This is a genomic window from Acidihalobacter prosperus, from assembly GCF_000754095.2.
In the GTDB taxonomy this organism is placed as follows: domain Bacteria; phylum Pseudomonadota; class Gammaproteobacteria; order DSM-5130; family Acidihalobacteraceae; genus Acidihalobacter; species Acidihalobacter prosperus.
Map to the genome: position 1 here is coordinate 241,389 of NZ_JQSG02000006.1, position 26,281 is coordinate 267,669.

Sequence of the window (26,281 nt, forward strand, 5' to 3'; positions counted from 1 at the left end):
GCCGCACACGCCCGCCCCGGACTCAAAAAGATTGCCATTGTTACCCGACTCATCGTACGGGAGCAATAGCGACACTTTCTTATATGTGACCGAGAGATCGACTTATGACTGCCCGCCTAGCAGGCGCCTGCCGGCCCCGAGGCGATACCCCGACGGCATAATGGGTGAAATGTCACGACGGGCTCGGTTACACTTGCAGGCTTGAAGAATCCCCACCGACAACACCGCGCCACCGGCGCCTCGCATTGAGGTCCACGCATCCATGAGCTACGAGCACCTGTTTACCTCCGAGTCGGTATCCGAAGGCCATCCCGACAAGATGGCCGACCAGATATCGGACGCGGTTCTCGACGCCATTCTAAAAACCGACAAACATGCGCGCGTGGCCTGTGAGACCCTGGTCAAGACCGGCATGGTGGTGCTTGCGGGCGAGGTCACCACGACCGCACAGATCGACTACGAGGCGCTGGTCCGCGAGACCGTCAACCAGATCGGCTACAACCACAGCGACCTCGGCTTCGACGGCTCCAGCTGCGCGGTTATCGTCGCCGTCGGCAAACAATCGCCCGACATCGCCCAGGGCGTCGACCGGGAATCCCGGGAAAACCAGGGCGCCGGCGACCAGGGCCTGATGTTCGGCTATGCCAGCGACGAAACCGACGTACTCATGCCCGCGCCGATCACCTATGCGCACCGGCTGGTACGCCGTCAGGCCGAGGTGCGCAAGGACGGCACGCTGCCGTGGCTGCGTCCGGACGCCAAGAGCCAGGTCACCTTCCGCTACCACAACGGCAAGCCGGTCGGCGTCGACGCCGTGGTCCTATCCACCCAGCACGACCCGGCCGTGTCGCAGAAGGATCTGCACGAGGCGGTGATGGAGCACATCATCCGCCCGGTGGTACCCGCGGAATGGCTCGACGCCGACACGCGCTACCACATCAATCCGACCGGCAAGTTCGTGATCGGCGGCCCGGTCGGCGACTGCGGCCTCACCGGACGCAAGATTATCGTCGACACCTACGGCGGCATGGCACGCCATGGCGGCGGTGCCTTCTCCGGCAAGGACCCGTCCAAGGTCGACCGCTCCGCGGCCTATGCCGGCCGCTACGTCGCCAAGAACATCGTCGCCGCCGGGCTGGCTTCGCGCTGCGAAATCCAGGTGTCCTATGCGATCGGCGTGGCCGAGCCGACCTCGATCAGCATCGACACCTTCGGTACCGGGCGCATCCCGGACGAACGCATCGAGGCCCTGGTGCGCGAGCATTTCGACCTGCGCCCCTGGGGCCTGATCACCATGCTCGACCTGCTGCACCCGATCTACCGGCAGACCGCGGCCTACGGCCACTTCGGACGCGCCGACGTCGACCTGCCCTGGGAGCGCACCGATCGCGCCGAGCAGCTCGCCGAGGCCGCGGGCGCGCCGACATCCAAGGCCGGCGCGATGTAACGCCGTCCTCGCCCACCACGGGCAGACACCGCGCCGCCGGGGAGCGTTGCAACAGGGCATATCCCCTGCCAGGCCTGGCGGCGCGGCCATTCATCCATTGCAACGGCGCTCGCGAACGGACGTGGAGAACACCCATGAACGCCATCGTGAACGATTCCACACACGACCACCTCGTGAAAGACCTCGCCCTCGCCGACTGGGGGCGCAAGGAAATCGCCATCGCCGAGACCGAAATGCCGGGCCTCATGGCACTGCGCGAGAAATACGCCGCCAGCCAACCGCTCAAGGGCGCCCGCATCGCCGGCAGCCTGCACATGACCATCCAGACMGCGGTACTGATCGAGACGCTGACCGCGCTCGGCGCCGAGGTGCGCTGGGCCTCCTGCAACATCTACTCGACCCAGGACCACGCAGCCGCCGCGATCGCCGCCAGCGGCGTGCCGGTGTTCGCCTACAAGGGCGAAACCCTGGAGGAATACTGGGACTTCACCCACCGCATCCTCTATTGGCCCGACGGCAGCCCGGCCAACATGATCCTGGACGACGGCGGCGACGCCACCCTGGCGGTCACGCTGGGCGCCAGAGCGGAAAAGGATCCGAGCGTGCTCGGCGAGCCTGAAAACGAGGAAGAGGTCGCCCTCTTCGCCGCCATGCGCGAACGCCTTGCCGGCCAGCCCGGTTTCTACGGCAAACTGGCCGCAAGCATCCAGGGCGTGACCGAGGAAACCACCACCGGCGTGCACCGCCTCTACCACATGGAGAAGACCGGCGGCCTGCCCTTCCCGGCCTTCAACGTCAACGACTCGGTGACCAAGTCCAAGTTCGACAATCTCTACGGCTGCCGCGAGTCGCTGGTGGACGGCATCAAGCGTGCCACCGACGTGATGATCGCCGGCAAGATCGCCGTGGTCGCCGGTTATGGGGACGTGGGCAAGGGCTGCGCGCAGAGCCTGCGCGGCCTGGGCGCCACGGTATGGGTGACCGAGATCGACCCGATCTGCGCGCTGCAGGCGGCGATGGAGGGCTACCGCGTGGTGACCATGGACGAAGCCGCGCCGCTGGCCGACATCTTCGTCACCGCCACCGGCAACTTCCACGTGATCGACCACGACCACATGGTCGCGATGAAGGACCAGGCGATCGTGTGCAACATCGGCCACTTCGACAGCGAGATCAACGTCGCCAGTCTGCGCCAGTACACCTGGGACAACATCAAGCCGCAGGTCGACCACATCATCTTCCCCAGCGGCCGCCGCATCATCCTGCTCGCCGAGGGCCGTCTGGTGAACCTCGGCTGCGCCACCGGGCACCCGAGCTTCGTGATGTCGAACAGCTTCACCAATCAGGTGCTGGCGCAGATCGAACTGTTCAACAACGATGGCCAATACGTGAACAAGGTCTATGTGCTGCCCAAGAAGCTCGACGAGGAAGTGGCTCGCCTGCATCTGGAAAAGATCGGCGCGCATCTCACGCGTTTGAGCGATCACCAGGCCAGCTACATCGACGTCCCCGTCGACGGCCCCTACAAGCCCGAGCACTACCGCTACTGAGCGCCTGCCTCGATCGTATGGCCAAACCAGGCACGGGGCCGGCTTCGCCGGCTCCGGCCACCGGACAATGCCGATGCCATCCCAAGCCGATTATCCCAAGATATACAGCTGCGAATTCTTCCCGCCCAAGACCGACGAAGCGGGCGAACGCCTGCGCGCTGTCCGCCAGACCCTCGCCGAGCTAGGCCCGCGATTTTTCTCGGTGACCTACGGCGCGGGCGGCTCGACCCAGGCGCGCACGCTCGGCACGGTGCTCGAGATACAACGCGATTCCGGCATCGACGCCGCGCCCCACCTGTCCTGCGTCGGCAGTACCCGCGAGCATATTCGCGAAACCCTCGACACCTACCGCAAACACGCTATCCGCCACCTCGTCGCCCTGCGCGGCGACTTACCCTCCGGCATGCACGACATCGGCGAGTTCCGCTACGCCAACGAACTCGTCGCGTTCATCCGCGAGGAAACCGGAGACCACTTCTTCATCGAGGTCGCGGCCTACCCCGAAATCCATCCGCAGGCACGTAGCGCCAGCGACGACCTGCTGCATTTCAAGCGCAAGGTCGAGGCCGGTGCCGACAGCGCGATCACGCAGTATTTCTATAATGCCGACGCCTACTTCCGTTTCGTCGACGAGTGCGCAGACATGGGTCTGGACATCCCGGTGGTACCCGGCATCATGCCGATCACCAACCACGCCCAGCTCGCCCGCTTTTCCGATGCCTGCGGTGCCGAGATTCCGCGCTGGATACGCAAGCGCCTGGAGGCCTACGGCGACGATCGCGAGTCGATACGCGCCTTCGGCCTCGATGTGGTCACCTCGCTGTGCGAACGTCTGCTCGCGGGCGGCGCGCCCGGCCTGCACTTCTACACCATGAACCAGTCCGAACCCACGCTGAGCCTATGGCAGCGGCTGGGCCTTCCGACCCCCGGCGCCTGACCACGATGCGGGTACCACGCCTGTACGTCGAGCGCAGTCTCGCCCTCGATGACGGCCTGGCGCTGCCTGACGGCGCGTTCCGGCATTGCGTGCAGGTACTGCGCCTTTGCGAAGGCGCGGAACTGGTATTGTTCAACGGCGACGGCCGGGACTACCGTGCACGGCTCACGCAGGTCGGTCGGCGCGAAGCTCGGGTCACGGTCCACGCCGCCGCCGACAACGCCACCGAATCCGCGCTGGATCTCGGCCTGGTGCAAGGCATCAGCAAGGGGGATCACATGGACCTGACGATCCAGAAGGCCGTGGAGCTAGGTGTGCGGCGCATCCTGCCGCTGACCTGCCTGCGCAGCCAGCGCATACCGCCCGACCGCCTGGCGCGGCGCATGGCGCACTGGCGCGCCATCGCGATCAGCGCCTGCGAGCAGAGCGGCCGCAGCCACCTGCCGGAGCTGCTGCCGCCCGTCACGTTCGACGAATGGCTGGATGACATCGCTCAAGCCCCGCCGCGACTGATGCTCGATCCGCGCGCGGCGACCGCCCTGGGCGACCTGCAATTGGCCGAGCCGGAGGCACTGCAGCTACTGATCGGTCCCGAAGGCGGCTTCGCCGACGAGGAAGTCGCACGTGCCCGCGATGCCGGCGTCGCCCCCGTACGCCTGGGTCCGCGCGTGCTGCGCACCGAAACCGCTGCCATCGCCGCGCTGGCGCTGGCGCAAGCCCGATGGGGCGACCTGCACTAGCTCCCCCCCAAAAGCCCGTTGTTTGCTTGTCTTGAAGGGAGCCTTGAGCCCCCCATCCTCACTGCGCGGCTCGCCTGAACGGAAGGCTCACCCAGAATATCGCTCCGACGATCATCATCGTTGCCAGCACGAGCGGGATGGTCAATGTCTGGTGATGCGTCCAGACCAGCAACAGTGTCGATACCAGCGGGGTTAGAAACGCCAACACACCGATACGGCGCGGATCACCGCACTTGAGGGCGGCGTCCCATAAAAAGAACGCGCTGCCCAGCGGCCCCAGACCCAGCGTCGCCAGCAAAAGCCAGTCACGCATGGACAGTGAGACCGCGGGTTCAAACCACGCGTGACAGATCAACGCCAGCCCCCCCGCAACGGCGCAGAAGCCGCCCACGGCTGCTGTCGGATAGCGAGGCAGACGTTTCACCAGCAGCGAGAAACTGGCCCATACAAACGCGGAACCCAGCGCATACGCATAGCCGATTTGAAAGCCCGGTGAATGACCCATCGTTGCGGTGGACGGCGACAGTATCGCGATCGCGGCACCGGCAAACCCAAGCACACCGGCCTGGACATGACGCCATTCGAAACGCAGCCCCGGCTGGTAGAGCGGTGCCATCAACACCATACCCAGCGGCCATAGATAATTGACCAGGTTCGCCTGCACGGGCGGCGCGTGACGCAAAGCCATGAACAGCAGGAAATGAAAGCCGAACAGCCCACCGGCGCCTACCGCCAAGGTTACGAACGGCACCCTCCAGCCATGCACGCGGAAACCCGACAGCGGCAAGGCCACCATGCTGCCCACCAACAGGCCGGCCCCCGTAAGCAGAAAAGGCGGCACATGATGCAGGGCAACGCCGAGCGGGGCCAACCCCGACCACAACAGTATCGCCAGCAATGCCAGGATGTCCGACCTCATGCGATCATGCTAGTCGGCGCCCATCACGGCAGGCGCCTGCCGTGATTGCGGGAAACGATCGTCTAAGACTGTCCTGGGCGTTTCAACGCGGCCATCAATGCGGCCGCCGACGCGTAGCCGGTACGACGCGCCACCTGCTGCCAGGGCGTACCGCCCGCGCGCAACAAGCGGGCATGTTCGAGACGCAGTGCACGTACCCATGCCATCGGGCTGCACCCCAGCGCCTCCACGCATCGGCTCCGGAACCGACTTTCGCTGAGCCACACGTGCGCGGCCAGATCCGCAGTCGTCAGCGGGCGGCTGAGGTTGCGCAGGACCCAATCCGTCATCTCGGCCCAGTCGACATCGCGACGCGACCGCATGCGTGTGCCCGTCGCCCCCCAGTCCCGGGCCAGCAACATGACGCCGAGTTGTGCCGAAACGGCGTGATCGCCAATCATCGCCAGCGCGAGATACTGCGCAAGCTTATGCGCCGTCGCCGCGTTGCGCGGACGCTGGGCGCGCCCTGCCCAGTGGTGATCGTGGCTGTCCAGCACCAAGCATCGACACCCGGCACGGGAATGAAAATCGTGATGTTCCCCTGGCCTCAGCAGCAAGGCTTCGCCTTCCCGCAGGCACATGCCCTGACCCTCGATCTCCAATTCCAGCGTTCCCTGCAATGCCCACAACACCTGCGTGTGCGCATGCGCGTGGGCGCCTGGCGCCGCATCGTAAGCACGGATCGCGAGTGTAGATTGCGGTTGTTTAGGCGACATGCCTATGCGCTGGTCGCCTGAGCCCCGGCGAGTTGTGCTGCCAGACGCCGTTCAAGCGCGGCGAAATCGGGGATTGCGGCGACATGCTCGCCAAGCGCGACCTGGTAAGCCTCAAGCTCGCAAAGCGTGGCCGCCGAATCGGCAATCAGGTCCTCGGCGCTCAGCCGCATGGGGTGGGGAATAGCCGCTAGCGGTAACGCGTAGTAGCTCAGTCCCGGCAAATGCTCCAGCGCGTAAATCACCGCATATCGACTGACCGGCGCCTCTTCCGCGCCGCCAAGACCGCAGAACACGGCGGGCTCGACCGCTGCCACCTGCTGGCCACGCCACGCCAGCCAGCCCCGCAGCCATTCGGGGCCTGGAATCGCCTGGAGCGGGTCTGCCGGCACGATTTCCGCCAAGATGGCCTGCGGAATCACCCATCGCCGTTGGCTGACCAACTCGACCAGCAGACTGCCGATGCCGCTCACCGCCATGCGCGCCCCCACAACCCGTAAAGGCCAGTCATTACTATGCCCCCCGGCCGGCTAGCAGTTCGCGGATATTGTCCATCAGCTCCTGCTCCTGATAGGGCTTGCCCAAATATCGGTCCACGCCCAGTTCGAGCGCACGCTGGCGATGCTTTTCACCACTGCGCGAAGTGATCATGATCACCGGGATATCCCTGAAGCGGGCATCGTTGCGCAGGTAGGAAGCCAGCTCATAACCATCCATACGCGGCATTTCGATGTCGGTCAGAATCAGGTCCGGGGTGCGTTCGTCGAGTTGCGCCACCGCATCCATGCCGTCGCGGGCCGACATGACCTCATAATCGCCGCGTCCGAGCATCCGCGCGGTCACCTTGCGGATGGTGATCGAATCGTCGACCACCATCACGGTCTGTCGTGCCGGCATTTCGTGGCCGGACGAGGGTTGCAGCGCTTCGTCGCCGCCTTCGCTGCGTATCAGGCTGATGCTCGCCAGCCGAACCAGGCTTGGCACGTCGAGAATCAACACCACACGACCATCCCCCAGGATCGTGGCCCCCGCCACGCCCCTGAGCTTGCTTAGCTGCGCACCCAGGGTCTTGACCACAACCTCGCGACTGCCCAGCAGGCCGTCGACCATCAACGCGATGCGCTGTTCGCCGGAACGCAGCATCAGCACGGGACGGTATACGCCCTCATGATCGGGCAGCAGCCCCGGTTTATCGCCGAACAGCGCATCCAGCCGCTTGAGACGATAGCGGTTTCCAAGGTACTCGTAGACGGGTTCCTCGCTCGCGAAGAACTCCCCAAGCACACGCGTCGGCAACCTGACCACGCCTTCGATACCGGACAACGGGACCGCATAAAGATCCTCTGCGGACTGCGCCAAAAGCGCCTGGGTGATCGTCAATGTGAACGGCAGTCGCAAGGTAAAGCGAGCGCCCCTACCCAGCTCCGAACCGATCGACAGCACGCCGCCAAGCTGACGCACCTCGCGCGCGACCACATCCATGCCGACACCGCGCCCCGCGATCTGATTGACCTCGGTCGCCGTACTGAACCCGGTTTCCAGAATCAGTTGCAGCGTCTGTTCGTCGTCCAGCTCCGTGCCCGCGTCGATGAGTCCTTGCGCGGTCGCGCGTCGCTTCACGGCCTCCGCATCGATACCGCGCCCGTCGTCCTCGACGACCACCACGATTTCGCTACCCTCGCGGCTGAAGCGTACGACAATCCGCCCCTGCTCCGGCTTCCCGGCTTCCCGGCGCGCAGCCGGCAACTCGATGCCATGGGCCACGGCATTGCGCAGCATGTGTTCGAGCGGCGCGACCAGATGGTCGAGGATGGTGCGATCGACCTCGTGCTCTGCGCCTTCGAAATCCAGTGTCACGCGCTTGCCCAATTCCGCCGCCGTCTGCCGGACGACCCGGTTCAGGCGCGAGGACAATCCGCCCACGCGCACCATCCGCGTGCGCATCAGGCCATCCTGCAGATCGGTGCTGACCCTGGCCTGCTGTAGCAGCAGTGTTTCCGCATCGCGCAGCTGGTCGGCCATCAGCTCTTCGATACTGGAAAGATCGCTGACGCTTTCCGCCAGCGCGCGCGAAAGCTGCTGCATATTCGAATAACGGTCCAGCTCCAATGGGTCGAAATCGGCGTTCTGTTCCGGCAGCTCGCCATGCTCCTGCTCGTAGCGGAACAGAATCTGCGCCTCGGTTTCCAACTCCAGCTTGCGCAGCTGTTCGCGCAGGCGGGTCGAGGTCTGACGCAGCTCCGCCAAGTTGTAACCCAGGCCTACCACCTGCTGCTTGAGCCGCGCATGGTAGATATTGACCTCGCCGGCATGGTTGACGAGACCGTCAAGCAACGCGGCTCGTACTCGCAAATGGTCGCTGGCCGCCCCACGGGCCTCTGCCTCAGCAGCCTCGTCCGCCGCCTCTCTCGATGGCACCGAGGTCGAGGCAGCAGCACCCGGGGCGCCGTCCGGCATCTCTGGCGTGGACTGGGCGGCGGGCGCTTCGTCGGCCTCGTCCATCCACGCGGCGGCGCCGCTCTGACCGTAGGCGTCCAGGCGCTGGATCATGCCCATCTGCGGGTAGATCGTGCCACCCGCGCGCGCCTGTTCAAGCATTTCGCTGAGTTGGTCCAACGCAGCGTGCAACAACGCGAAACCTGCCTCGTCCGGCGATGAGGTGCGTTCCGCCATCCGCGCGACACAGGTCTCAAGTGCGTGGGTCAAATCGCCGATGGTGGTGAATTCGGCCATCCTCGCGCCGCCCTTGAGCGTGTGCAGATGCCGCTGCAACATGCCGATGGCGGTCAGCGCCTCGCCTTCCGACGATTCCCACGCGGCCACCGCGGATTCCGCCCCCTCCATCAGCTCGTCGGCCTCGTCGAGGAATATACCTACCAGTTCGGGATCCAGCGTCTCCACCTTGTCGGGCGGCCCCGCTTCCTGCGGCCTCGACAGGCGCTCGCTCTGCTGATCCAGAACGCTGACCTCGGCATCGGCCAGCGCGCTCAGCGCCTGTTCGCGCAGCACACTGGTGTCGGGCAGGGACGTGCGCTGGGCGACCAGGGCGCTCAGCACGGCGCGCCCTGCATCATTGGCGGCCCCGTAGAGGTCCAGCAGTGAGGCCGAAAGTCCGCGATGGGATTCGACCAGGTGCTTGGCGATCCCTTCGAGAGGCGCAAACACCTCGTGGATTTCGGGCACCCCCGCCGTCTGCGCGCTGCCGTGGATGGTATGCAGCGCACGCAGGAATGCCTCGCTGATCTCGACCGGGCCGGCGGCCCCCCTGGCCGCGCTCAAGAAATCGTCGATCACGGAGAAATGCTGTCTCGATTCGCGCGTATAGATATCGAGCAACACTGGATCCAGCCTCGGCACCTCAGCCGCAGCCTCAATTTCTGGCTCTGGCTCTGGCTCTGGCTCTGGCTCTGGCTCTGGCTCTGGCTCTGGCTCTGGCTCTGGCTCTGGCTCCGGCTCCGGCTCCGGCTCCGGCTCCGGCTCCGGCTCCGGCTCCGGCTCCGGCTCCGGCTCCGGCTCCGGCGAATCGTCCGTCGACATCGTGGTCAGCGTCTCCGAGGCGGCATTTCGCTCGGCGTCGATCTCATCGACGCCAGCCGGCGTCTGCGCAGGTTCGCTTGGCGCTTCCGATGCCTCGACCGGAACAGTCTCGTCCGCCTCTTCTAGCGGCTGCCCGACCCGACCCGCGCGTGCGGCAAGCTGGCGGATGTCGGTGGCGGGCGCAGGCCCGCCCTGCAACTGCACGATCAGCGCCTGCAAAGCCGGAATGGCCTCGTCCAGGAGGGTGAAGTGCATTTCCTGTACCGGTACCCGCTGATCCAGCACCTGGTTGAGCATGCTCTCGAAGGCCCAGGCGAATTCACCCATGCATTCGGCACCGGCGAGACGACCGCTGCCTTTGAGCGTGTGGAACGAACGGCGCAGTTCCTGGAGGGCCGCCAGATCCTGGCGGTCGGCGCGCCAGCGCGGCACCAGCGAAAGTATGCGCTGGTATTCTTCCTCGGCCTCCTCGAGGAATATCTCCAGAATTTCGGGATCCGCATCCGGCTTCAGCATCCGCCAACCGGGCGTTTCCTCGCTCGCCGGTGCGTCGGCGGGCGCCGCCTGCATCTCGAAGGAAACGTCTGGAGCCTTCGGCGGCTCGGGCGCCGGCACGATGGCCGTCACGGCCATATCGTCGAGCGGCTCGGCAGGATCCCAGTCGACCTGCGTTTCATCCACCAGTGCGTCCGTATCCGCAAGCGCGGTAGCGTCGCGGGTCGCGGCAGTGCCCGTCATTTCGCGCAACTGTGCGAGCGCCTCCTCAGCCCGCGCCAGCAACGCCGGCTGACCTGGGCGGCGGCCGGCCCGGGCCTCCAAATACATCTCGATTGCCGTGGTCGCATCGGCCAGCAGATCCAGCCAGGCCGGCTCCGCCGCTACGCTGCCCGCGAGCAACGCCGAGAACTGCTCACGGATTTGTCCCAACGGCGCGACGGGTTCGGACACGCCCATCACCGACAGGGCAGCCGACAGATCGCCCAGGCGATCCGGCACGCCAGCGAGTCCGTCCGGTTCGCTCGGCGATGCAAGATAACCGATCAGGGCTTCCTTGACCTGCCCGATCTCCCGCAGCGCCTCGCCGATTCCGGCGGCCGTGATGTCGTGATGCGGACTCTCGCCGTCGGCCACTGGCGCTTCCCCGCGTCGGCGCGCCAGCAACGCCTGCAGGCTATCCTCGACAGCCAGCATGGTCTCGGCCAGATCAAGCAGCTGTTCGCGGCTGGGCGGCACCTCTCCCTGGCTCATCCGCTCGATATGGCGAGACTGATCGCTCACGCGATCGCGGGCATCACCGAGCCCCAGCATGCCGAGGGTATCACCGATGCGGCGCATGCGTTCCGCCACCGCGCCGATATCCGACAGCGTCACGTTCTCTGCATGGGTATAGATTTCTAGCCGGTCGCGAACGTCGGCCAGATCCTCGCGGATTGCGTTCGACACCGTTTCCAGCAACTTGAGATTCGGCGCAGACAATTCGCGCTGCGCCGCTTCGAGCGTCAATGTGCGCGGCAACAGCTCGTCGAGGTGGAACGTTTCCTGGACGGCCTCGACGCGCGGACTGGTGGTTTCCGCGCGCGCGACATAAAAAAGCAGGTTCTTGAGCAGTTCGTCGCCCAACCCCGCAGCGAAGGCGGTTTCGCCCTGATCGATCAGACGTTTGATCTCCCGGTCCACGCGACCCAGCAACAACTTGACCGCCACCGGCAACTCGACCCGATTCGCACCCTCGAGCATTGCGCCGGCCACCCACCAGAAACGCTTGGCGGCCGCTTCGCCGGCGGCACCTTCCAGGGCATCGACCACTTCGAGCATGCGCGACAGGGATTTCTCGACATCCTGCTCGCGGAAAAGACCCAGCAGACCCAGTTGGTACTGGTGGCGCCTGCGCTTGGCCTCCAGAGCCACGCGAGACGCATTTTCGACCGTGGCGGTGAGCGTTTCGGGGCCTTCGTTCGCCAAATCCGGCAGAAAGACCACGGCTTCCGACAGCAGTTCCGCATCACGCGCGGCGCGCAGGTCGTTGAGAAGCGACAGAATCACGATCGGCGTGTCGGGATGTCCGGACTGCACATACTCAAGGTAATCGGGCAATTGCAGCACGGCGGCGGACAAGACCCCCAGCCCGGCATCGACGTTGCCGACGCGGTCGCCGAGCAGGGCGTCGCCAAGGGCCTCCATCTCCTCCGCCAGCATCACGGCCCCGGCGAGATTGACCACCTGCAGCGTGCCCCTCACCTGACGAAGCAGCTTGACGGTCTGTTTCAGGCGCTCCTGATCGCGGTTGCCATCTTCGATATACGATTCGAGCGACTGCCTAGCGCGATCCAGCAAGGCATCGAGCTCAGGCTTGACCCAGCCGAGCACATCAAATTCGACGGTCGTTTCGTGCTTCATTGGCAAACCACCCTTTCATCCGGGCCGGAATACGGCCGGTCGCCGCCCGCGGGATCAGGCGGCCTCGATATCCGAAGCACCGCCATCGTCGAGTACGACCGTGTCCGTATCCTCGCTGTCCGGCAGCTTGAAGCCGGCCACCGTGCGCCGCAGCTCGGCGGCAAGCTCGGTCAACTGACCGATCGACTGGGCCGTCTCGTGCGTGCTATCCGAGGTCTGCATCGTGATTTCCTGGATCACGTTCATGGTATTGGTCACGTTCGCCGCCACCGCCGCCTGCTGCCGTGCGGCACTGGCGATGGTCATGATCTGCTTGGCCAGCTGGTTCGACACGCTCTCGATCTCGGCCAGCGCGTCGCCGGCATCGCCGGCCAGCTGCCCTCCCGCCACCACGTTCGAGGTGCTCTGTTCCATCGACAGCACCGCCTCGCTGGTGTCGGCCTGAATGGCCTTGACCAGCGCCTCGATCTGGCGCGTGGCGTTGGCGGAGCGCTCCGCGAGGCGCTGGACTTCGTCGGCCACCACCGCGAAGCCGCGACCGGCCTCGCCCGCTGCAGACGCCTGGATGGCGGCGTTCAGCGCCAGGATGTTGGTCTGGTCGGCGATGTCGTTGATAAGGCCGACGATGTCGCCGATTTCCTGCGAGCTTTCGCCCAGACGCTTGATGCGTTTGGCGGTGTCCTGGATCTGTTCGCGGATGGTGTCCATGCCGTCGATGGAACGTCGCACCGTGGCGGCGCCCTTGGCCGCGATCTCGACCGATTTCTTGGCCACGTCCGCCGACGACATGGCGTTTTTGGACACCCGCTCGATGGAGTCCGCCATGTCCGTGACGGCCGCCGAGGCGGAAGCGATCTCGCGCGCCTGATGGCCGCTGGCGTCGGCCAGGCGCAGCGCCGTGGTCTGCGTCTTCTCGGCCGCGGTCGCCACCTGCACAGAGGTCTGGTTGATGGTGGTCACCAGGCTGCGCAGCGCGTCGATGGCGTAGTTGACCGAGTCGGCGATGGCGCCGGTGATGTCCTCCGTCACCGTGGCGTGGACCGTGAGGTCGCCCTCGGCAAGGTTGGTCATTTCGTCGAGCAATCGTAGGATCGCGCGCTGGTTACGCCGGTTCTGCTCGGTGGTCACCGCCAGACGACGCTGTGAGTCGCGATACATCAGGGCACCCAGCAGGATCAGTACCAACAGCGCCAGACCGCCGAGTACGTAGCCGGCGAGATCGATCAGGCCCAGACGGCTGTAGTGGGTTCTCAGCGCGTTTGCCAGATCGCCGGTGGCACCCAGCAACTGCGGCGAATTGGCCTGCAGCCGCGCGGAGGCGTTCTTGATCGCAAACAGTCGGGGCGCCAGTTCGAGAATCGTGGCCACATGGTCGCTCACCGAGCTGAACAGCATCGCGATCTGGCGCAGGATTTCACGCGTCTGCTCATCCTTGACCGCCACGATTTTCATGGAGGCGTTGCCGGTCAGCAATCCCTGAAGGACGTTGCCGAAAAGTGTCGCGTCGCGGCCGAACTGGTCGGCGGCGGTGGACGCGCCTTCGCCGCCTTGCAGCACCCGCGCCAGACTGTTCTGGATGCGCAGCGCGAGCAGTGTCTGACGCTCGGCCACGTAGATTTCCTGCGGGCTCGCTCCGTGCTTCACCAGCGCGGTCGTCACCTGATCCGAATAGGCCAGCAGCTTGGGCACGTACTGGTTGACGTCGTGCACGTATCGGGTGATGTCGGCGACCGCCTGCTTGCCCTTGAGGATCGAGTCGAGACCATCGCGATAGGTCTGCCACATCGTGTCGAGGCGCTCATACTGCGGCCGCAGCGTGCCCGGCAGCACCGGACCGGGTCCCTTGCCGTCCAGGTTGTACTCGCGCATCGTGGCGTCGAAGCGGTCGCGCTGTTCCGCCAGGCGCTTGAAAGCCATCTGATTGCCGCTTGCGGCCTCCAGCGCCGTGGCGGCGAGCTGCTGGGAAAGCAACTGCTGCTCGGCATTGAGGTGCGTAAAGCGCTGATAGTGCCGCTGCTGGATCGCGGTATAAACGAAGGCCGCACCCGCCAACAGCAGGAAAAGCAGCAGCAGGGCGAACAGGAGCGCAAAGCGTCGGCTGAGCCCGATCTTCTGCCGATCCGTCTTTGTCGGTGACTTCATGCGTATTTCTCCAAGCTGACAATCGGTTCCGGACCCCGGAACCGCTCGCACCATGCACCGCGCGAAAGGCGGCTCACAATGCTGCGTCCTGGAACGCCGGATCGTTCACCAGGCGCCTGATACTGAAAACCGGTTTGACCATGCCCTGATCGAGAAACCCCTCGACCACGCAGGCCTCGAGAGGAGGCGGCAACGAGGGTGTGTCGCCGGTGCGCTGCGTCTCCAGGAAGTGGCGCATTCCGATGACCGTGTCCACGCGCAGGCCCACCAGCGACCCGCCATGGCGGATCACCAGCAATCGCCCCGCCTCCGTCGCGGATGCATCCGTGGCAAACAGGTATCGCCGCAAATCGATGATCGCCACCAGGTTGCCGCGCATGTTGGCCAGTCCCATTACCCAGGGCTTCACGCCGGGCAGGCGCGCGACCGGGAGCATATCGCCGATTTCCGCCACCTCGCTCATCGGCGCCACCAGCTCGTAGCCGGCGAGATTGAACAGCACGCCCGACCATTGCTGCTGCTGGGCCTCGGCGACCGGCAGGCCGGGAGAGGCCACGCGGCACTTGCGCTCCAGCTGCACCAGATAATCGTAGGGCGAACGTTGCTCGATGGCGGACATGGATCGGAACCGCCGCTCAGGACGCCAACAGGCCCTTGACCCGCTCCACCAGATCCTTCTCCTTGGCAGGCTTGACGATATAGTCGCGCGCGCCCTGCCGGATGGCCCAGACCTTGTCGGTTTCCTGATCCTTGGTGGTCACCATGATGATCGGGATCTTCGAGGTTTCCGGCTCGCGCGCTAGCTGGCGGGTCGCCTGGAAACCGTTGAGTCCGGGCATGACCACATCCATCAGCACGAGATCGGGCTTGAGGCGGCGCGCGATATCGACGCCTTCTTCACCGCTTTGCGCTGCCGTGACCTGGAATCCGTTCTTCTCCAGCATGCCCTTGATGACATGCAGCTCGGTAGGCGAATCGTCCACTACCAATATATGCGCCATCGCTTCCTAGTCTCCTGTGGCCTTGGCCGTCTATGCACTCTGAATGAATTTATTCTAATTCGTACCGCCACGTCTCGACGGTGCTCGTCACGAGTCCGGCAGGGCCTGGACGCTCATGTAAATTTTCTGATTGCGTCGAGCAAGTCATCCCGCGTAAAGGGCTTGGTCAGATATTCCTCCGAGCCGACGATGCGGCCGCGCGCCTTGTCGAAAATGCTGTCCTTGCTGGACAGCATGATCACAGGCGTCTTGCGGAAAGCGCCATTTTGCTTGATCAGCGCGCAGGTCTGATACCCGTCCAGTCGCGGCATCATGATATCGACGAAAATGATATCCGGGCGGAATTCCGCGATTTTGGCCAGCGCCTCGAAGCCGTCGTTGGCGGTCACCACTTCGCACCCTTCTTTCTTGAGCAGGGTTTCGGCGGTACGCCGGATGGTCTTGCTGTCGTCGATCACCATCACCCTGAGGGGCGCGTCTCCGGCATCGGCTCTCGCCGCACCGTCGACCTGCTTGGCATCCGTCACGCTCAACTCATCACCCCCGCTGGCCGCTACGCCTAACATGACGTCCGAATGTACCCCATCTGCCGAGCGAGGCGCAAACGCCCCTCGCAAGCCTGCGCCGGGACACGGTCATGCGCTAGACTCTGGATCCCCGATGTGCCTCCCATCCACCGTCACGAGCTATCCCATGCCCACCCGCCACCTTGCCGTCCTCATGGACCCCATCAGCCGGATCAATATCAAGAAGGACAGCACCTTCGCCATGATGCTCGCCGCCCAGCGCCGCGGATGGACGCTCGAATACCTCGAACAGGGCGATCTGTATCTACGCGACGGCCGTGTCCACGCCGCCTGCCGCCCAGTCGAGGTACGCGACGACCCTGCGGACTGGTTCACGCTAGGCGACGCGGTCGATCGACCGCTGGCTGAGATATCCGCTGTGATGATGCGCAAGGACCCGCCCTTCGACCTCGAATATCTGTATAGCACCTATCTGCTGGATCTGGCCGAGCGCGAGGGCTGCCTCGTGATCAACCGCCCGTCCAGCCTGCGCGACGCCAACGAGAAACTGTTCACCGCCTGGTTCCCGCAATGCACCGTGCCGACGCTGGTCAGTCGCGACATGGGCAGACTGCGCGCCTTCGCCAAGGGATTCGGCGACATCATCCTCAAACCGCTCAACGGCATGGGCGGCGAATCCATCTTTCGCGTACGCGCGGGCGACCCCAATACCAGCGTCATCCTGGAGACCATCACCGAACGCGGCCGACGCACGGTGATGGCGCAACGCCTGATCCCCGAATACGTCGACGGCGACAAGCGCATTCTGTTGATCGATGGCGAGCCGGTGCCCTACGCGCTGCTCCGCGTGCCGGCGCCCGGCGAGTCGCGCGGCAATCTGGCCGCAGGCGGCCAGGGCGTGGCGGTGCCGCTGAACGAACGCGACCGCTGGATCTGCGCCGAGGTGGCGCCCGAGCTGCGTCGTCGCGGGCTGCTGTTCGTCGGCCTCGACGTCATCGGCGACTATCTCACCGAAATCAACGTCACCAGCCCGACTTGCATCCGCGAGCTGGACGCGGCGCATGGCCTCGATATCGCCGGCCAGCTCATGGAAGTCGTCGAAAACCGGCTCGCACGGCCGCGCGCATAGGCATAGGCGACTAGTCGCTCGCACCGACGGCGGGTACACTGCTCCCGGAAAACGAACGCGGCCTGCATGAAAAATACGACTCCGCCAGCGCCCATCACCGACAAGGACCGCCTCGGCCTGACCCTGTTCCTGGCGGTCGCGGTGCACGGCATTCTGATCCTCGGCCTGTCGTTCAAGGCCCTCTCGGAACAGGTGCAGCGGCAGCCGCCCGCGCTCAACGTGCTGTTGGTGCAGACTGCCGCCGACAAGGCGCCCAAGGAAGCCAACTACATCGCCCAGGCCAATCAACGGGCCAGCGGCAGCAGCGATCGGGCCGGGCACCCCGGACGCCCCTTCTTCGCGCTCAACCCGAACCGCACCGACGGCGTGGCGCCGGTCCCGCAAATGGCGATGACCCCGCCGGCCACCGCCGAACACAAGCACCGCGATGTGCTCACCAGCGACAACGCCGACTACAGCCTGCCTCCCGAGGCCCGCACCCGCGGCCCCCGCAGCCAGGCCACGCCCGACAACCAGCGCCTGCTTCAGCTACAGCTCGAACAGGCCAGGCTGACCGCCGAAATTCGCCGCGAAACAGAGGATTACAACCAGCGCCCGCGTCGCCTGTTCCTGGATACGGTCAATGCCAAGACCGCGGTCGAGGCCGGCTATCTCGCCCACTGGGTGCGCCGCGTGGAACGCGTCGGCAACCTCAATTATCCCGACGCCGCGATCCGCGACCGCCTGCACGGACGCCTGATCCTCAACGTTCTCATCTCCCATACCGGGCACGTCCTCAAGATCGTAGTGGCGCAATCCTCCGGCTCCGCCGTGCTCGACGACGCTGCCAAGCGCATCGTGCGCCTGGCCTCGCCCTTCCCGCCCTTTCCGGCCGCCATGCGCAAACAGTACGACCAGCTGATGATCACCCGTACCTGGATATTCCGAAGCGGAGAGCTGCGCACCACGGCGAATCGCTGAGTCGCGTCGGCTTGCCAGCACATTGCCGGCCACCGGATACTATGCGCATGGCGCCCATCGATTCCCTCTCCAACCACTTCCTGATCGCGATGCCGCGGCTCGAGGATCCAAACTTCACGCGCACGCTCACGCTGATCTGCGAACACTCCGAAGAAGGCGCGATGGGCGTGGTCGTCAACCGCCCGCTCGACCTCGGCCTCGGCGAGCTGCTCGAACACATGCGGATCGAAAGCACGGACGCGTCGCTGCAGGAACGCCCCGTCCACTATGGCGGCCCGGTCGAACAGGAACGCGGCTTTGTCCTGCACCGCCCGCTCGGCGACTGGGGCACCACCATCAAGCTGACGCCCACGCTGGGGCTGACGGCCTCGCGCGACATTCTCGCCGCGATGGCCCGCGACGGCGAACCGCGGGACGCCATGGTGTTGCTCGGCTACGCTGGCTGGGGTCCCGGCCAGCTCGAAGCCGAACTCACCGGCAACGCCTGGCTGACCCTGCCCGCGGAGGAATCGATCCTGTTCGAGACCGCCACCGCACAGCGCTGGGAAACCGCCGCCAGCCGCCTAGGCGTCGACCTCAACCTCGTGACCGGCGATATCGGCCATGCCTGAACGGACGACGCAGCGGCAATGACGGCAGGCGGCACGGTTATGAGCTTCGATTACGGCACCCGACGCACCGGCGTGGCGGTCGGCCAGCGCATCACGGGTACGGCGCGCCCGCTGACCACGCTCGGCATGCCCGGCGGCCAACCGGACTGGCCAGCCATCGATCGGCTGATGCGCGACTGGGCGCCCAGCGACGTGGTCGTAGGCCGCCCCACCCGCATGGACGGCAGCGTGACGCCGCTGACCACGGCGGCCGAAGGCTTCGCCGCCGCGCTGGGCCGCCGCTACGACCTGCCGGTCAGTCTGATCGACGAACGCCTGAGCTCCCGCGAGGCTGAAACCGAACTGCGCCGCCAGCGCGGCGACGGCAGCCGCGGCCCCATCCGCAAGCCCGACATCGACCAGGAGGCCGCGGCCGTGCTGCTGCGCGACTACCTGGCCTCGATCCCGCTTCCATCCGCCCCGAATCGCAGCGAGACCCCATGAATTCGAGTACCCGCCTGCCCGACGTCGAGCCGCTGCTCGACCACATGGCCGACGCCCTGCGCGCGCCCCTGGCCGAACACGAGGGTCAGGCCCATCTGATCGGGATCCACACCGGCGGCGTATGGGTCGCCGGGGGGCTGCACCGGCGCCTCGATCTCGACCAGCCCATGGGCACCCTCGACATCACCTACTATCGCGACGACCTCGCACACGGCGGGCTGCACCCGCACATCCGCCCTTCGCGCCTGCCCTGGAGCGTCGACGGCCAACTGGTGATCCTGGTCGACGACGTGCTGCATACCGGCCGGACCGTACGCGCCGCGCTCAACGAAATCTTCGACTTCGGCCGTCCCGCCCGGGTGCTGCTCGCGACCCTGATCGACCGCGGCGGCCACGAACTGCCGATCGCGGCCGACGTCGTCGGCGCGCGCTACGACGATCTGGCGCCGACGCAGCGCATCAAGCTCAACGGCCCCGAACCACTGACGCTGACCCTGAGCGAGCGGGAGGTGCCGACGCCATGAACGCCCTGCCCGCGCCTCACCGCCCGGGGCCGCTGCCCACGCGCATGCAACTGGAAGACGGGCGGCTGCGCCACCTGCTGACCATCGAAGGACTCGGACGCCCCCTGATCGAGCAGATTCTGGACAATGCCGAGTCCTTCGCCGGCATGAACGACCAGGGCGTGAAGAAACTGCCGCTGCTGCGCGGCAAGACGGTCGCCAATCTGTTCTTCGAGGCCAGCACGCGCACCCGCACCACCTTCGAACTGGCCGCCAAGCGGCTCTCGGCCGATGTGCTCAGCCTCAACATGAATGCCTCCGCGACGACCAAGGGCGAAACCCTGCTCGATACCCTGCGCAACCTCGAGGCGATGCAGTGCGACATGTTCGTGGTGCGCCACGCGGACAGCGGCGCGGCCCATTTCATCGCACGCCACGTGGCCCCGCACATCAGCGTGCTCAACGCCGGCGACGGGCGCCACGCCCACCCCACGCAGGCCCTGCTTGACGTCTTCACCATCCGTCGCCACAAAGGCGAGCTCTCGAAGCTGCGCGTGGCCATCGTGGGCGACGTGCTGCATTCGCGCGTGGCCCGCTCGCAGATCCACGCGCTCAACACCCTCGCCACCGGCGAAGTGCGGGTCATCGGTCCGCGCACCCTGCTGCCCGCCGCCGTCGAACAGCTCGGCGTGCAGGTTTATCACAACATGGAACAAGGCCTGAAGGACGTGGATGTGATCATCATGCTGCGCCTGCAGAAGGAACGCATGCAGGGCGCCTTCATCCCTAGCGAGCACGAATACTTCCAGCGCTACGGGCTGGACGCCAGACGCCTGGCACTGGCCCACCCGGAGGCGATCGTGATGCATCCCGGGCCGGCCAACCGCGGCGTCGAAATCGCCTCGGAGGTCGCCGACGGACCGCATTCCGTGATCCTGCGTCAGGTGACCTACGGCCTGTCCGTGCGCATGGCGGTGATGAGCATGGTCATGGGCGTCAACCCACAGGTGCGCGCATGAGGCGCCTGATCCAGGGCGGACGCGTCATCGACCCGGCCGCCGGCATCGACCGAATCGCCGACCTCGCCATCGCCGACGGCCGCATCGTCGGCCTCGACATGGCCGACTTCCAGCCCGACGAACGCATCGACGCGCGCGGACTCTCGGTCATCCCGGGGCTGGTCGACCTCGCCGCGCGCCTGCGCGAACCGGGCCAGGAACACAAGGCCACCGTCGCCTCCGAATGCCGAGCGGCGGCGGCCGGCGGCATCACCACCGTGTGCGCCATGCCGGACACCGTGCCCCCCATCGACAGCCCGGCCGACGTCCGCCTGGTGCGGCAAAAGGGCCGCAACGCACATGCCGCCCGCGTGGCGGTGATCGGCGCGCTGACCCAGGGCCTTGACGGCCACCACCTGACCGAAATGGCCGCCCTGCGCGACGCCGGCTGCGTGGCCGTGAGCAACGCCCTGCATCCGCTCGCCAGCCCGCTGATCCTGCGCCGCGCTCTCGAATACGCCGCCAGCCTCGACCTGATCGTGGTCGTGCAGCCGCTCGAACGCGCACTGATGCCGGAAGGCTGTGCGCACGAAGGACCGGTCGCCTCGCGCCTCGGCCTGCCGGGCATCCCAGTGGCGGCCGAGACCGCCGCCCTGGGCCAGATCCTGGCGCTGGTCGAGCAGACCGGCGCGCGCGTGCACTTCGGCCGCCTGTCCAGCGCCGCCGGCGTCCGCGCCCTGCAGCGCGCCATCGCCGACGGTCTGCCGGTCAGCGGCGATGTGGCCGCGCACCAGCTGTTCCTCACCGAGATGGACGTGGCCGACTTCAACGCCCTGTGCCACGTGCTGCCGCCGCTGCGCAACAGCCGTGACCTGGAGGCGCTGCGCGCCGGCGTCGCAGACGGCACCCTCTGCGCCATCTGCTCCGACCACCAGCCGCACGAGGACGATGCCAAGCTGATGCCTTTCCCCGCCACCGAACCCGGCATCTCCTCGCTGGAAACCCTGCTGCCGCTCTGCCTGCGTCTGGTCGACGAGGGCCAGCTGACGCTGCCCGAGGCCATTGCGCGCGTCACCTGCCGGCCGGCAAGGGCGCTGGGCCTGCGCGCCGGCAGCCTCGCCGCGGGTGCCGCCGCCGACGTGTGCGTGTTCGATGCCGACGCCGAATGGACCCTGGACGTCGAGCAGCTGCACAGTCGCGGCCGCAACACGCCCTTCCAGGGCTGGGCGCTACGCGGCCGCGTGCGCCACACCCTGGTGCGCGGCGAGCCGGTCTACCAATCCTCTGCAGACAGCGATCCGCACGCATGAATGCCAAACCGCACCGCAACACCATCTTCGTCGAGGACGCCACGGTGCTGTCGCACCAGGCGCATGACGCCGGCCAGTACATCCTGCGCGTGCAGGCGCCCCGCTGCGCGGCGCACGCGGAACCCGGCAGCTTCGTGCACCTGAGCTGCGACCCCATGCTGCCGCTGCGACGCCCGCTGTCGATCATGCGCGTCGATCCCGAGGCCGGCTGGGTGGAATTTCTCTACAAGGCCGTGGGCTACGGCACCGGCCTGCTCGCCCGCCGCGCGAAGGGCGACACGATCAGCCTGATGGGGCCGATCGGCCGCCCCTTCGCGCCGCACCCGCAGCGGCGACGCCCGTTGCTGATCGGCGGCGGCGTCGGCATTCCGCCGATGGTATTCCTCGCCGACCGTCTGCGCCGGCAGCCGGATTACAGCCCCTTCGCAATCCTTGGCTCCGAAGTGCCCTTCCCGTTCCGCGCCAAACCCTCGCAGATCATGCTGTCCGGCGTGCCCGAAGGCGTGATCGCGGCGATGCCACTGCTGGAGGACTGGGGCATCCCCTCGCGGCTCGCCAGCCTGCGGGGCTATGCCGGCTGTCACGAGGGCTACGTCACCGATCTGGCCCGCCACTGGCTGGACGGTCTGTCCGCCGAGGCGCGCGCGGAGGTGGAAATCTTCGCCTGCGGCCCGCACCCCATGTTGGCCGCAGTCGCCTCGCTGGCACGCGATTTCGATCTGCCCGCGCAGGTTTCGCTAGAGGAATACATGGCCTGCGCGGTCGGCGGCTGCGCCGGCTGCACCGTGCGAGTGAACACCCCGGAAGGGCCGGCGATGAAGCGCGTATGCGTTGACGGACCCGTGTTCGACGCCGCCATGGTCGCCTTCGGCCACTAGTGCCGCGCGCGACGCCGGCGCCTCATTCCCCTGGCGGCTGCAGGTCGTCCAGCGCGCCGGGCATCTCGTCGATGGCATCGCTGGGGAAGGCCAGGGTTTCCTTGTTTTTCTTCAGCGCCTTCATGCCGCCGCCGAAGTTGACCCGCCATTCGAGATCACCGCGGGAATCGGCATGATCCATCGCGTCCTTGAGCGTGATCTTGCCGCTGCGGTACAGCTCGTACAGCGACTGGTCGAAGGTCTGCATGCCCGAGGTCGCCCCCTTCTCCATCACGTCCTTGAGCGCCCTGAATTCGCCTTTCTTGATCAGCTCGCTGGAATAGGAAGTGTTGACCAGGACCTCGACCGCGGGAATCCGCGAGCTGGCCTTGGTCGACACCAGACGCTGCGACACGATACCGCGCAGGTTCAGCGACAGATCCATGAGAATCTGCTGTTTGGCCTCGGCGGGGAAAAAATTGATGATGCGTTCCAGAGCCTGGTTGGCGTTGATCGCATGTAGCGTGGACAGGCAAAGATGGCCCGTGTCGGCGTAGGCGATGGCCGCTTCCATGGTGGTGCGGTCGCGTATCTCGCCGATCATGATGAGATCGGGCGCCTCGCGCATCGCCTCGCGCAGGGCGTTGCCGTAGGACCAGGTATCGAGCCCGACCTCGCGCTGGCCAACGATGGAACGCTTGTGCGAGAACACGTACTCGACCGGATCCTCGATGGTCAGAATGTGGTCGGCGCGCGTGATGTTGCGGTAGTCGACCATCGAGGCCAGCGAGGTCGATTTGCCTGAGCCGGTCGCGCCCACCACCAGTACCAGCCCCGAGGGATAGCTCACCAGATCCTTGAGCACCGGCGGCAGGTTGAGATCCTCGATCGAGGGGATGACGCTCTTGATGTAGCGCACCACCATCGACACCTCGCCGCGCTGGTAGTACACATTGAGGCGGAAGCGGCCGATCTCCGGCAGCGAGATGCCGAGATTGAGCTCCTTCTCGGCTTCGAAGGTCGCAATCTGCTCGTCGCTCAGCACCTCGTAGACCAGGCGCTTGGCGACGCCCGGCCCCAGCGGATCCTTGCCCACGCCGCGCATGTCGCCCTCGATGCGCACGCTCACCGGCGCGCCGGTCGTGAAATAAAGGTCCGAGGCGCCGTGTTCGGCCATCAAACGAAAATAGGGTTCGAGCTTCATGATGGATACCCGCGAGGTACTGGCCCGCTCGGATCAGTCGCCCTCGGCGACGGTGAATTGGGGAGCATCGGCGAGCAGATCCTTGCCCCGCGCGCGATTGCTTTCAAGCTTGATGCGCAGGCGTAGATCGTTCACGGAATCGGCATTGCGCAGCGCATCCTCGTAGGTGATCAGACCGCGTTCGAAGAGATCGTACAGCGACTGGTCGAAGGTCTGCATGCCCATCTCGTTCGATTTCGCGATCAGCTCCTTCATCTCGTGCACCTTGCCCTTGAAGATCAGGTCGGCCATCAGCGGGCTGTTGATGAGCACCTCCACTGCCGGCACGCGGCCCTCGCCGTCGGCACGCGGGATCAGGCGTTGGGAAATCACCGCCTTGAGGTTCAGCGACAAATCCATCAGCAGCTGATGCCGGCGCTCCTCGCTGAAGAAGTTGATGATGCGATCCAGAGCCTGATTGGTGTTGTTGGCATGCAGGGTGGACAGGCACAGATGCCCGGTTTCCGCGAAGGCGTTGGCGTAATCCATGGTCTCGCGCTCGCGGATCTCGCCGATCAGGATCACGTCGGGCGCCTGGCGCAAGGTGTTTTTCAGCGCCACTTCGTAGGAATCGGTGTCGACACCGACCTCGCGCTGCGTCACCAGGCAGTTGCCGTGGGCGTGCACGTATTCGATCGGGTCCTCGATGGTGACGATATGGCCGTAGCTGTTGTGATTACGATAACCGAGCATGGCCGCCAGCGAACTGGACTTGCCGGAACCGGTGCCGCCGACGAAGATCACCATGCCGCGTCGTGTCATCGCGATGTCGCGCAGGATCGGCGGCAGATTGAGTTCCTCGAAGCTCGGGATCTCGGTGTTGATGACGCGCAGCACCATGCCCGCGCTGCCGCGCTGGGTGAAGGCATTGACGCGAAAACGCGCCACGCCAGGGAGCCCGATGGCGAAATTGCATTCCATGTCGCGCTCGAAATCCGCGGCCTGCTTGTCGTTCATCACCGAACGCACCAGTGCCTGCGTATGCGTTTGCGAAAGCGGCTGGTTGGTCAGCGGCGTCATCTTGCCGTCGACCTTGATCGAAGGCGGGGCGCCCACGGTGATGAACAGGTCGGAACCACGCTTGCTGAGCAGCGACTTCAGCAGGTCGTGCATGAAGCGTATGGCCTTGTCGCGTTCCATTCCTAATCTCTCCGCCCGCGTCGCCGCGGGGAATGGTTACAGGGCGTCGGGGTTGGCGGCCTTGCGGCGGGCATCTTCCTTGCTGATCACGCCGCGCGACAGCAGTTCCTTGAGCGATTGATCGAGCGTCTGCATGCCCAGGCTGTGTCCGGTCTGGATGGACGAGTTCATCTGCGCGATCTTGCCCTCGCGGATGAGATTGCGGATGGCCGGGGTGCCGATCATGATTTCGTGCGCGGCCACGCGTCCGCCACCGATCTTCTTGAGCAGGGTCTGCGAAATCACCGCGCGCAGGGATTCGGACAGCATTGCCCGCACCATGTCCTTCTCGCCGGCCGGGAACACGTCGACCACGCGGTCGATGGTCTTGGCGGCCGAGCTGGTATGCAGCGTGCCGAACACCAGGTGTCCGGTTTCGGCGGCGGTCAACGCCAGGCGGATCGTTTCGAGGTCGCGCATCTCGCCGACCAGGATGGTGTCGGGGTCTTCGCGCAGGGCCGAACGCAGTGCCTCGTTGAAACCGAGGGTATCGCGATGAACCTCGCGCTGGTTGACCAGGCACTTCTTGCTCTGGTGCACGAACTCGATCGGATCCTCGACGGTGAGGATGTGGCCGTATTCGCTGTCGTTCTTGTAATCCACCATCGCCGCCAGCGTGGTCGATTTGCCGGAGCCGGTCGGCCCCGTCACCAGCACGATGCCACGCGGATAGCCGGCAATCTTCTGCAACACCGAAGGCGCGCCGAGCTGCTCCAGCGTCAGTACCTTGGAGGGGATGGTGCGGAACACCGCCGCGGCGCCGCGGTCCTGGTTGTAGGCGTTGACGCGGAAACGCGCAAGACCCTGTATTTCGAAAGAAAAATCAGTTTCCAGGCGCTCTTCGTAATCCTTGCGCTGGCGGTCGTTCATGATGTCGTAGATCATGTCGTGCACCGCGCTGTGGTCCAGCGGGTCGACATTGATCCGCCGGATGTCGCCGTCCACTCGGATCATCGGCGGCAACTGCGCGGAGAGATGCAGATCGGAGGCCCCGTTCTTGACGGTGAAGGCCAGCAACTGCGTGATATCCATTCGGCTTGTCTCCCGATCGTCGGCGCA

Annotated in this window: 23 protein-coding genes and 1 riboswitch; of the genes, 12 read left to right on the top strand and 11 right to left on the bottom strand. The window is 65.7% G+C overall.

From position 1 onward, the window contains the following. Nucleotides 1-262: 262 nt before the first annotated feature. From metK to THPRO_RS11890, 4 genes are all read left to right on the top strand, one after another. Nucleotides 263-1,447, top strand: a complete 1,185-nt coding sequence (gene metK / locus THPRO_RS11875; RefSeq protein WP_038093478.1) for a methionine adenosyltransferase — start codon at nucleotides 263-265, stop codon at nucleotides 1,445-1,447. 32 nt (nucleotides 1,448-1,479) lie between these two features. After that, nucleotides 1,480-1,565, top strand: a riboswitch (S-adenosyl-L-homocysteine riboswitch). Between the two features lie 16 nt (nucleotides 1,566-1,581). Continuing rightward, nucleotides 1,582-2,997 (top strand): adenosylhomocysteinase, encoded by a 1,416-nt coding sequence (gene ahcY, locus THPRO_RS11880; protein WP_065089684.1) that lies wholly within the window; start codon nucleotides 1,582-1,584, stop codon nucleotides 2,995-2,997. A 73-nt stretch (nucleotides 2,998-3,070) separates the two neighbouring features. Continuing rightward, a complete protein-coding gene (metF, locus tag THPRO_RS11885) occupies nucleotides 3,071-3,934 on the top strand; it encodes a methylenetetrahydrofolate reductase [NAD(P)H] (RefSeq protein ID WP_038093529.1) in 864 nt (287 codons plus the stop codon). Nucleotides 3,935-3,939: 5 nt separating this feature from the next. Next, a complete protein-coding gene (locus THPRO_RS11890) occupies nucleotides 3,940-4,674 on the top strand; it encodes a 16S rRNA (uracil(1498)-N(3))-methyltransferase (protein WP_038093526.1) in 735 nt (244 codons plus the stop codon). Nucleotides 4,675-4,732: 58 nt separating this feature from the next. On the opposite strand, the gene THPRO_RS11895 is transcribed toward THPRO_RS11890, so the two are convergent. The 8 genes from THPRO_RS11895 to THPRO_RS11930 all read right to left on the bottom strand — a co-directional run bounded on the left by THPRO_RS11895 (nucleotide 4,733) and on the right by THPRO_RS11930 (nucleotide 15,883). After that, nucleotides 4,733-5,593, bottom strand: coding sequence for a DMT family transporter (locus THPRO_RS11895; RefSeq protein ID WP_038093475.1), 861 nt, complete (start codon nucleotides 5,591-5,593; stop codon nucleotides 4,733-4,735). 62 nt (nucleotides 5,594-5,655) lie between these two features. Beyond that, the gene (locus THPRO_RS11900) at nucleotides 5,656-6,348 is read right to left on the bottom strand and encodes a helix-turn-helix domain-containing protein (protein WP_038093472.1); all 693 of its coding nucleotides are present in this window, start codon (nucleotides 6,346-6,348) and stop codon (nucleotides 5,656-5,658) included. A gap of 2 nt (nucleotides 6,349-6,350) precedes the next feature. After that, nucleotides 6,351-6,824 carry a chemotaxis protein CheW gene (locus THPRO_RS11905; protein WP_038093471.1) on the bottom strand — a complete coding sequence of 158 codons (474 nt, stop codon included), beginning with the start codon at nucleotides 6,822-6,824 and terminating at the stop codon, nucleotides 6,351-6,353. Nucleotides 6,825-6,858: 34 nt separating this feature from the next. Continuing rightward, a complete protein-coding gene (locus tag THPRO_RS11910) occupies nucleotides 6,859-12,279 on the bottom strand; it encodes a hybrid sensor histidine kinase/response regulator (protein WP_065089685.1) in 5,421 nt (1,806 codons plus the stop codon). Nucleotides 12,280-12,333: 54 nt separating this feature from the next. Further along, nucleotides 12,334-14,421 carry a methyl-accepting chemotaxis protein gene (locus THPRO_RS11915; RefSeq protein ID WP_065089686.1) on the bottom strand — a complete coding sequence of 696 codons (2,088 nt, stop codon included), beginning with the start codon at nucleotides 14,419-14,421 and terminating at the stop codon, nucleotides 12,334-12,336. 73 nt (nucleotides 14,422-14,494) lie between these two features. Continuing rightward, complete coding sequence (locus tag THPRO_RS11920; protein ID WP_065089687.1) at nucleotides 14,495-15,040, bottom strand: chemotaxis protein CheW; 546 nt, start codon at nucleotides 15,038-15,040, stop codon at nucleotides 14,495-14,497. Nucleotides 15,041-15,056: 16 nt separating this feature from the next. Further along, the gene (locus THPRO_RS11925) at nucleotides 15,057-15,422 is read right to left on the bottom strand and encodes a response regulator (protein ID WP_038089906.1); all 366 of its coding nucleotides are present in this window, start codon (nucleotides 15,420-15,422) and stop codon (nucleotides 15,057-15,059) included. 113 nt (nucleotides 15,423-15,535) lie between these two features. Further along, the gene (locus tag THPRO_RS11930; protein WP_052064358.1) at nucleotides 15,536-15,883 is read right to left on the bottom strand and encodes a response regulator; all 348 of its coding nucleotides are present in this window, start codon (nucleotides 15,881-15,883) and stop codon (nucleotides 15,536-15,538) included. A 232-nt stretch (nucleotides 15,884-16,115) separates the two neighbouring features. Here THPRO_RS11930 and gshB point away from each other — a divergent pair, with 232 nt between their 5' ends. From gshB to THPRO_RS11970, 8 genes are all read left to right on the top strand, one after another. Then, nucleotides 16,116-17,078: a glutathione synthase gene (gene gshB, locus THPRO_RS11935; RefSeq protein WP_236717307.1), complete on the top strand. Its 963-nt coding sequence runs from the start codon at nucleotides 16,116-16,118 to the stop codon at nucleotides 17,076-17,078. A gap of 66 nt (nucleotides 17,079-17,144) precedes the next feature. Next, nucleotides 17,145-18,038 (top strand): energy transducer TonB, encoded by an 894-nt coding sequence (locus tag THPRO_RS11940; protein WP_038089908.1) that lies wholly within the window; start codon nucleotides 17,145-17,147, stop codon nucleotides 18,036-18,038. A gap of 47 nt (nucleotides 18,039-18,085) precedes the next feature. Continuing rightward, a complete protein-coding gene (locus THPRO_RS11945; RefSeq protein WP_065089862.1) occupies nucleotides 18,086-18,649 on the top strand; it encodes a YqgE/AlgH family protein in 564 nt (187 codons plus the stop codon). Nucleotides 18,650-18,688: 39 nt separating this feature from the next. After that, the gene (gene ruvX, locus THPRO_RS11950) at nucleotides 18,689-19,132 is read left to right on the top strand and encodes a Holliday junction resolvase RuvX (protein WP_161489982.1); all 444 of its coding nucleotides are present in this window, start codon (nucleotides 18,689-18,691) and stop codon (nucleotides 19,130-19,132) included. Then, nucleotides 19,129-19,656 (top strand): bifunctional pyr operon transcriptional regulator/uracil phosphoribosyltransferase PyrR, encoded by a 528-nt coding sequence (pyrR, locus tag THPRO_RS11955; protein WP_038089913.1) that lies wholly within the window; start codon nucleotides 19,129-19,131, stop codon nucleotides 19,654-19,656. Before ruvX ends, pyrR begins: the two co-directional genes overlap by 4 nt. Further along, a complete protein-coding gene (locus THPRO_RS11960; protein ID WP_038089916.1) occupies nucleotides 19,653-20,654 on the top strand; it encodes an aspartate carbamoyltransferase catalytic subunit in 1,002 nt (333 codons plus the stop codon). Before pyrR ends, THPRO_RS11960 begins: the two co-directional genes overlap by 4 nt. After that, nucleotides 20,651-21,943 (top strand): dihydroorotase, encoded by a 1,293-nt coding sequence (locus tag THPRO_RS11965; RefSeq protein WP_038089919.1) that lies wholly within the window; start codon nucleotides 20,651-20,653, stop codon nucleotides 21,941-21,943. The genes THPRO_RS11960 and THPRO_RS11965 overlap by 4 nt, the downstream gene beginning before the upstream one ends. Then, complete coding sequence (locus THPRO_RS11970; RefSeq protein ID WP_065089688.1) at nucleotides 21,940-22,821, top strand: dihydroorotate dehydrogenase electron transfer subunit; 882 nt, start codon at nucleotides 21,940-21,942, stop codon at nucleotides 22,819-22,821. Before THPRO_RS11965 ends, THPRO_RS11970 begins: the two co-directional genes overlap by 4 nt. A 22-nt stretch (nucleotides 22,822-22,843) precedes the next feature. Here THPRO_RS11970 and THPRO_RS11975 read toward each other — a convergent pair whose 3' ends face one another. From THPRO_RS11975 to THPRO_RS11985, 3 genes are read right to left on the bottom strand one after another with little or no spacing between them, the layout of a single operon-like run. Next, nucleotides 22,844-24,004 carry a PilT/PilU family type 4a pilus ATPase gene (locus THPRO_RS11975; RefSeq protein ID WP_052064329.1) on the bottom strand — a complete coding sequence of 387 codons (1,161 nt, stop codon included), beginning with the start codon at nucleotides 24,002-24,004 and terminating at the stop codon, nucleotides 22,844-22,846. A 33-nt stretch (nucleotides 24,005-24,037) separates the two neighbouring features. Beyond that, on the bottom strand, nucleotides 24,038-25,183 hold the full coding sequence (locus THPRO_RS11980; RefSeq protein WP_038089922.1) for a PilT/PilU family type 4a pilus ATPase: 1,146 nt from the start codon (nucleotides 25,181-25,183) through the stop codon (nucleotides 24,038-24,040). A gap of 36 nt (nucleotides 25,184-25,219) precedes the next feature. Next, nucleotides 25,220-26,254: a type IV pilus twitching motility protein PilT gene (locus THPRO_RS11985; protein ID WP_038089926.1), complete on the bottom strand. Its 1,035-nt coding sequence runs from the start codon at nucleotides 26,252-26,254 to the stop codon at nucleotides 25,220-25,222. Nucleotides 26,255-26,281 lie beyond the last annotated feature (27 nt).

What these genes read in the sequence shown, in the direction of transcription:
- metK (WP_038093478.1), top strand. Translation starts at nt 263, where the DNA reads ATGAGCTACGAGCACCTGTTTACCTCCGAGTCGGTATCCGAAGGCCAT.
- metF (WP_038093529.1), top strand. Translation starts at nt 3,071, where the DNA reads ATGCCATCCCAAGCCGATTATCCCAAGATATACAGCTGCGAATTCTTC.
- THPRO_RS11890 (WP_038093526.1), top strand. Translation starts at nt 3,940, where the DNA reads ATGCGGGTACCACGCCTGTACGTCGAGCGCAGTCTCGCCCTCGATGAC.
- THPRO_RS11895 (WP_038093475.1), bottom strand. Translation starts at nt 5,593, where the DNA reads ATGAGGTCGGACATCCTGGCATTGCTGGCGATACTGTTGTGGTCGGGG.
- THPRO_RS11900 (WP_038093472.1), bottom strand. Translation starts at nt 6,348, where the DNA reads ATGTCGCCTAAACAACCGCAATCTACACTCGCGATCCGTGCTTACGAT.
- THPRO_RS11905 (WP_038093471.1), bottom strand. Translation starts at nt 6,824, where the DNA reads ATGGCGGTGAGCGGCATCGGCAGTCTGCTGGTCGAGTTGGTCAGCCAA.
- THPRO_RS11910 (WP_065089685.1), bottom strand. Translation starts at nt 12,279, where the DNA reads ATGAAGCACGAAACGACCGTCGAATTTGATGTGCTCGGCTGGGTCAAG.
- THPRO_RS11915 (WP_065089686.1), bottom strand. Translation starts at nt 14,421, where the DNA reads ATGAAGTCACCGACAAAGACGGATCGGCAGAAGATCGGGCTCAGCCGA.
- THPRO_RS11920 (WP_065089687.1), bottom strand. Translation starts at nt 15,040, where the DNA reads ATGTCCGCCATCGAGCAACGTTCGCCCTACGATTATCTGGTGCAGCTG.
- THPRO_RS11925 (WP_038089906.1), bottom strand. Translation starts at nt 15,422, where the DNA reads ATGGCGCATATATTGGTAGTGGACGATTCGCCTACCGAGCTGCATGTC.
- THPRO_RS11930 (WP_052064358.1), bottom strand. Translation starts at nt 15,883, where the DNA reads ATGGTGATCGACGACAGCAAGACCATCCGGCGTACCGCCGAAACCCTG.
- gshB (WP_236717307.1), top strand. Translation starts at nt 16,116, where the DNA reads ATGCCCACCCGCCACCTTGCCGTCCTCATGGACCCCATCAGCCGGATC.
- THPRO_RS11940 (WP_038089908.1), top strand. Translation starts at nt 17,145, where the DNA reads ATGAAAAATACGACTCCGCCAGCGCCCATCACCGACAAGGACCGCCTC.
- THPRO_RS11945 (WP_065089862.1), top strand. Translation starts at nt 18,086, where the DNA reads ATGGCGCCCATCGATTCCCTCTCCAACCACTTCCTGATCGCGATGCCG.
- ruvX (WP_161489982.1), top strand. Translation starts at nt 18,689, where the DNA reads ATGAGCTTCGATTACGGCACCCGACGCACCGGCGTGGCGGTCGGCCAG.
- pyrR (WP_038089913.1), top strand. Translation starts at nt 19,129, where the DNA reads ATGAATTCGAGTACCCGCCTGCCCGACGTCGAGCCGCTGCTCGACCAC.
- THPRO_RS11960 (WP_038089916.1), top strand. Translation starts at nt 19,653, where the DNA reads ATGAACGCCCTGCCCGCGCCTCACCGCCCGGGGCCGCTGCCCACGCGC.
- THPRO_RS11965 (WP_038089919.1), top strand. Translation starts at nt 20,651, where the DNA reads ATGAGGCGCCTGATCCAGGGCGGACGCGTCATCGACCCGGCCGCCGGC.
- THPRO_RS11970 (WP_065089688.1), top strand. Translation starts at nt 21,940, where the DNA reads ATGAATGCCAAACCGCACCGCAACACCATCTTCGTCGAGGACGCCACG.
- THPRO_RS11975 (WP_052064329.1), bottom strand. Translation starts at nt 24,004, where the DNA reads ATGAAGCTCGAACCCTATTTTCGTTTGATGGCCGAACACGGCGCCTCG.
- THPRO_RS11980 (WP_038089922.1), bottom strand. Translation starts at nt 25,183, where the DNA reads ATGGAACGCGACAAGGCCATACGCTTCATGCACGACCTGCTGAAGTCG.
- THPRO_RS11985 (WP_038089926.1), bottom strand. Translation starts at nt 26,254, where the DNA reads ATGGATATCACGCAGTTGCTGGCCTTCACCGTCAAGAACGGGGCCTCC.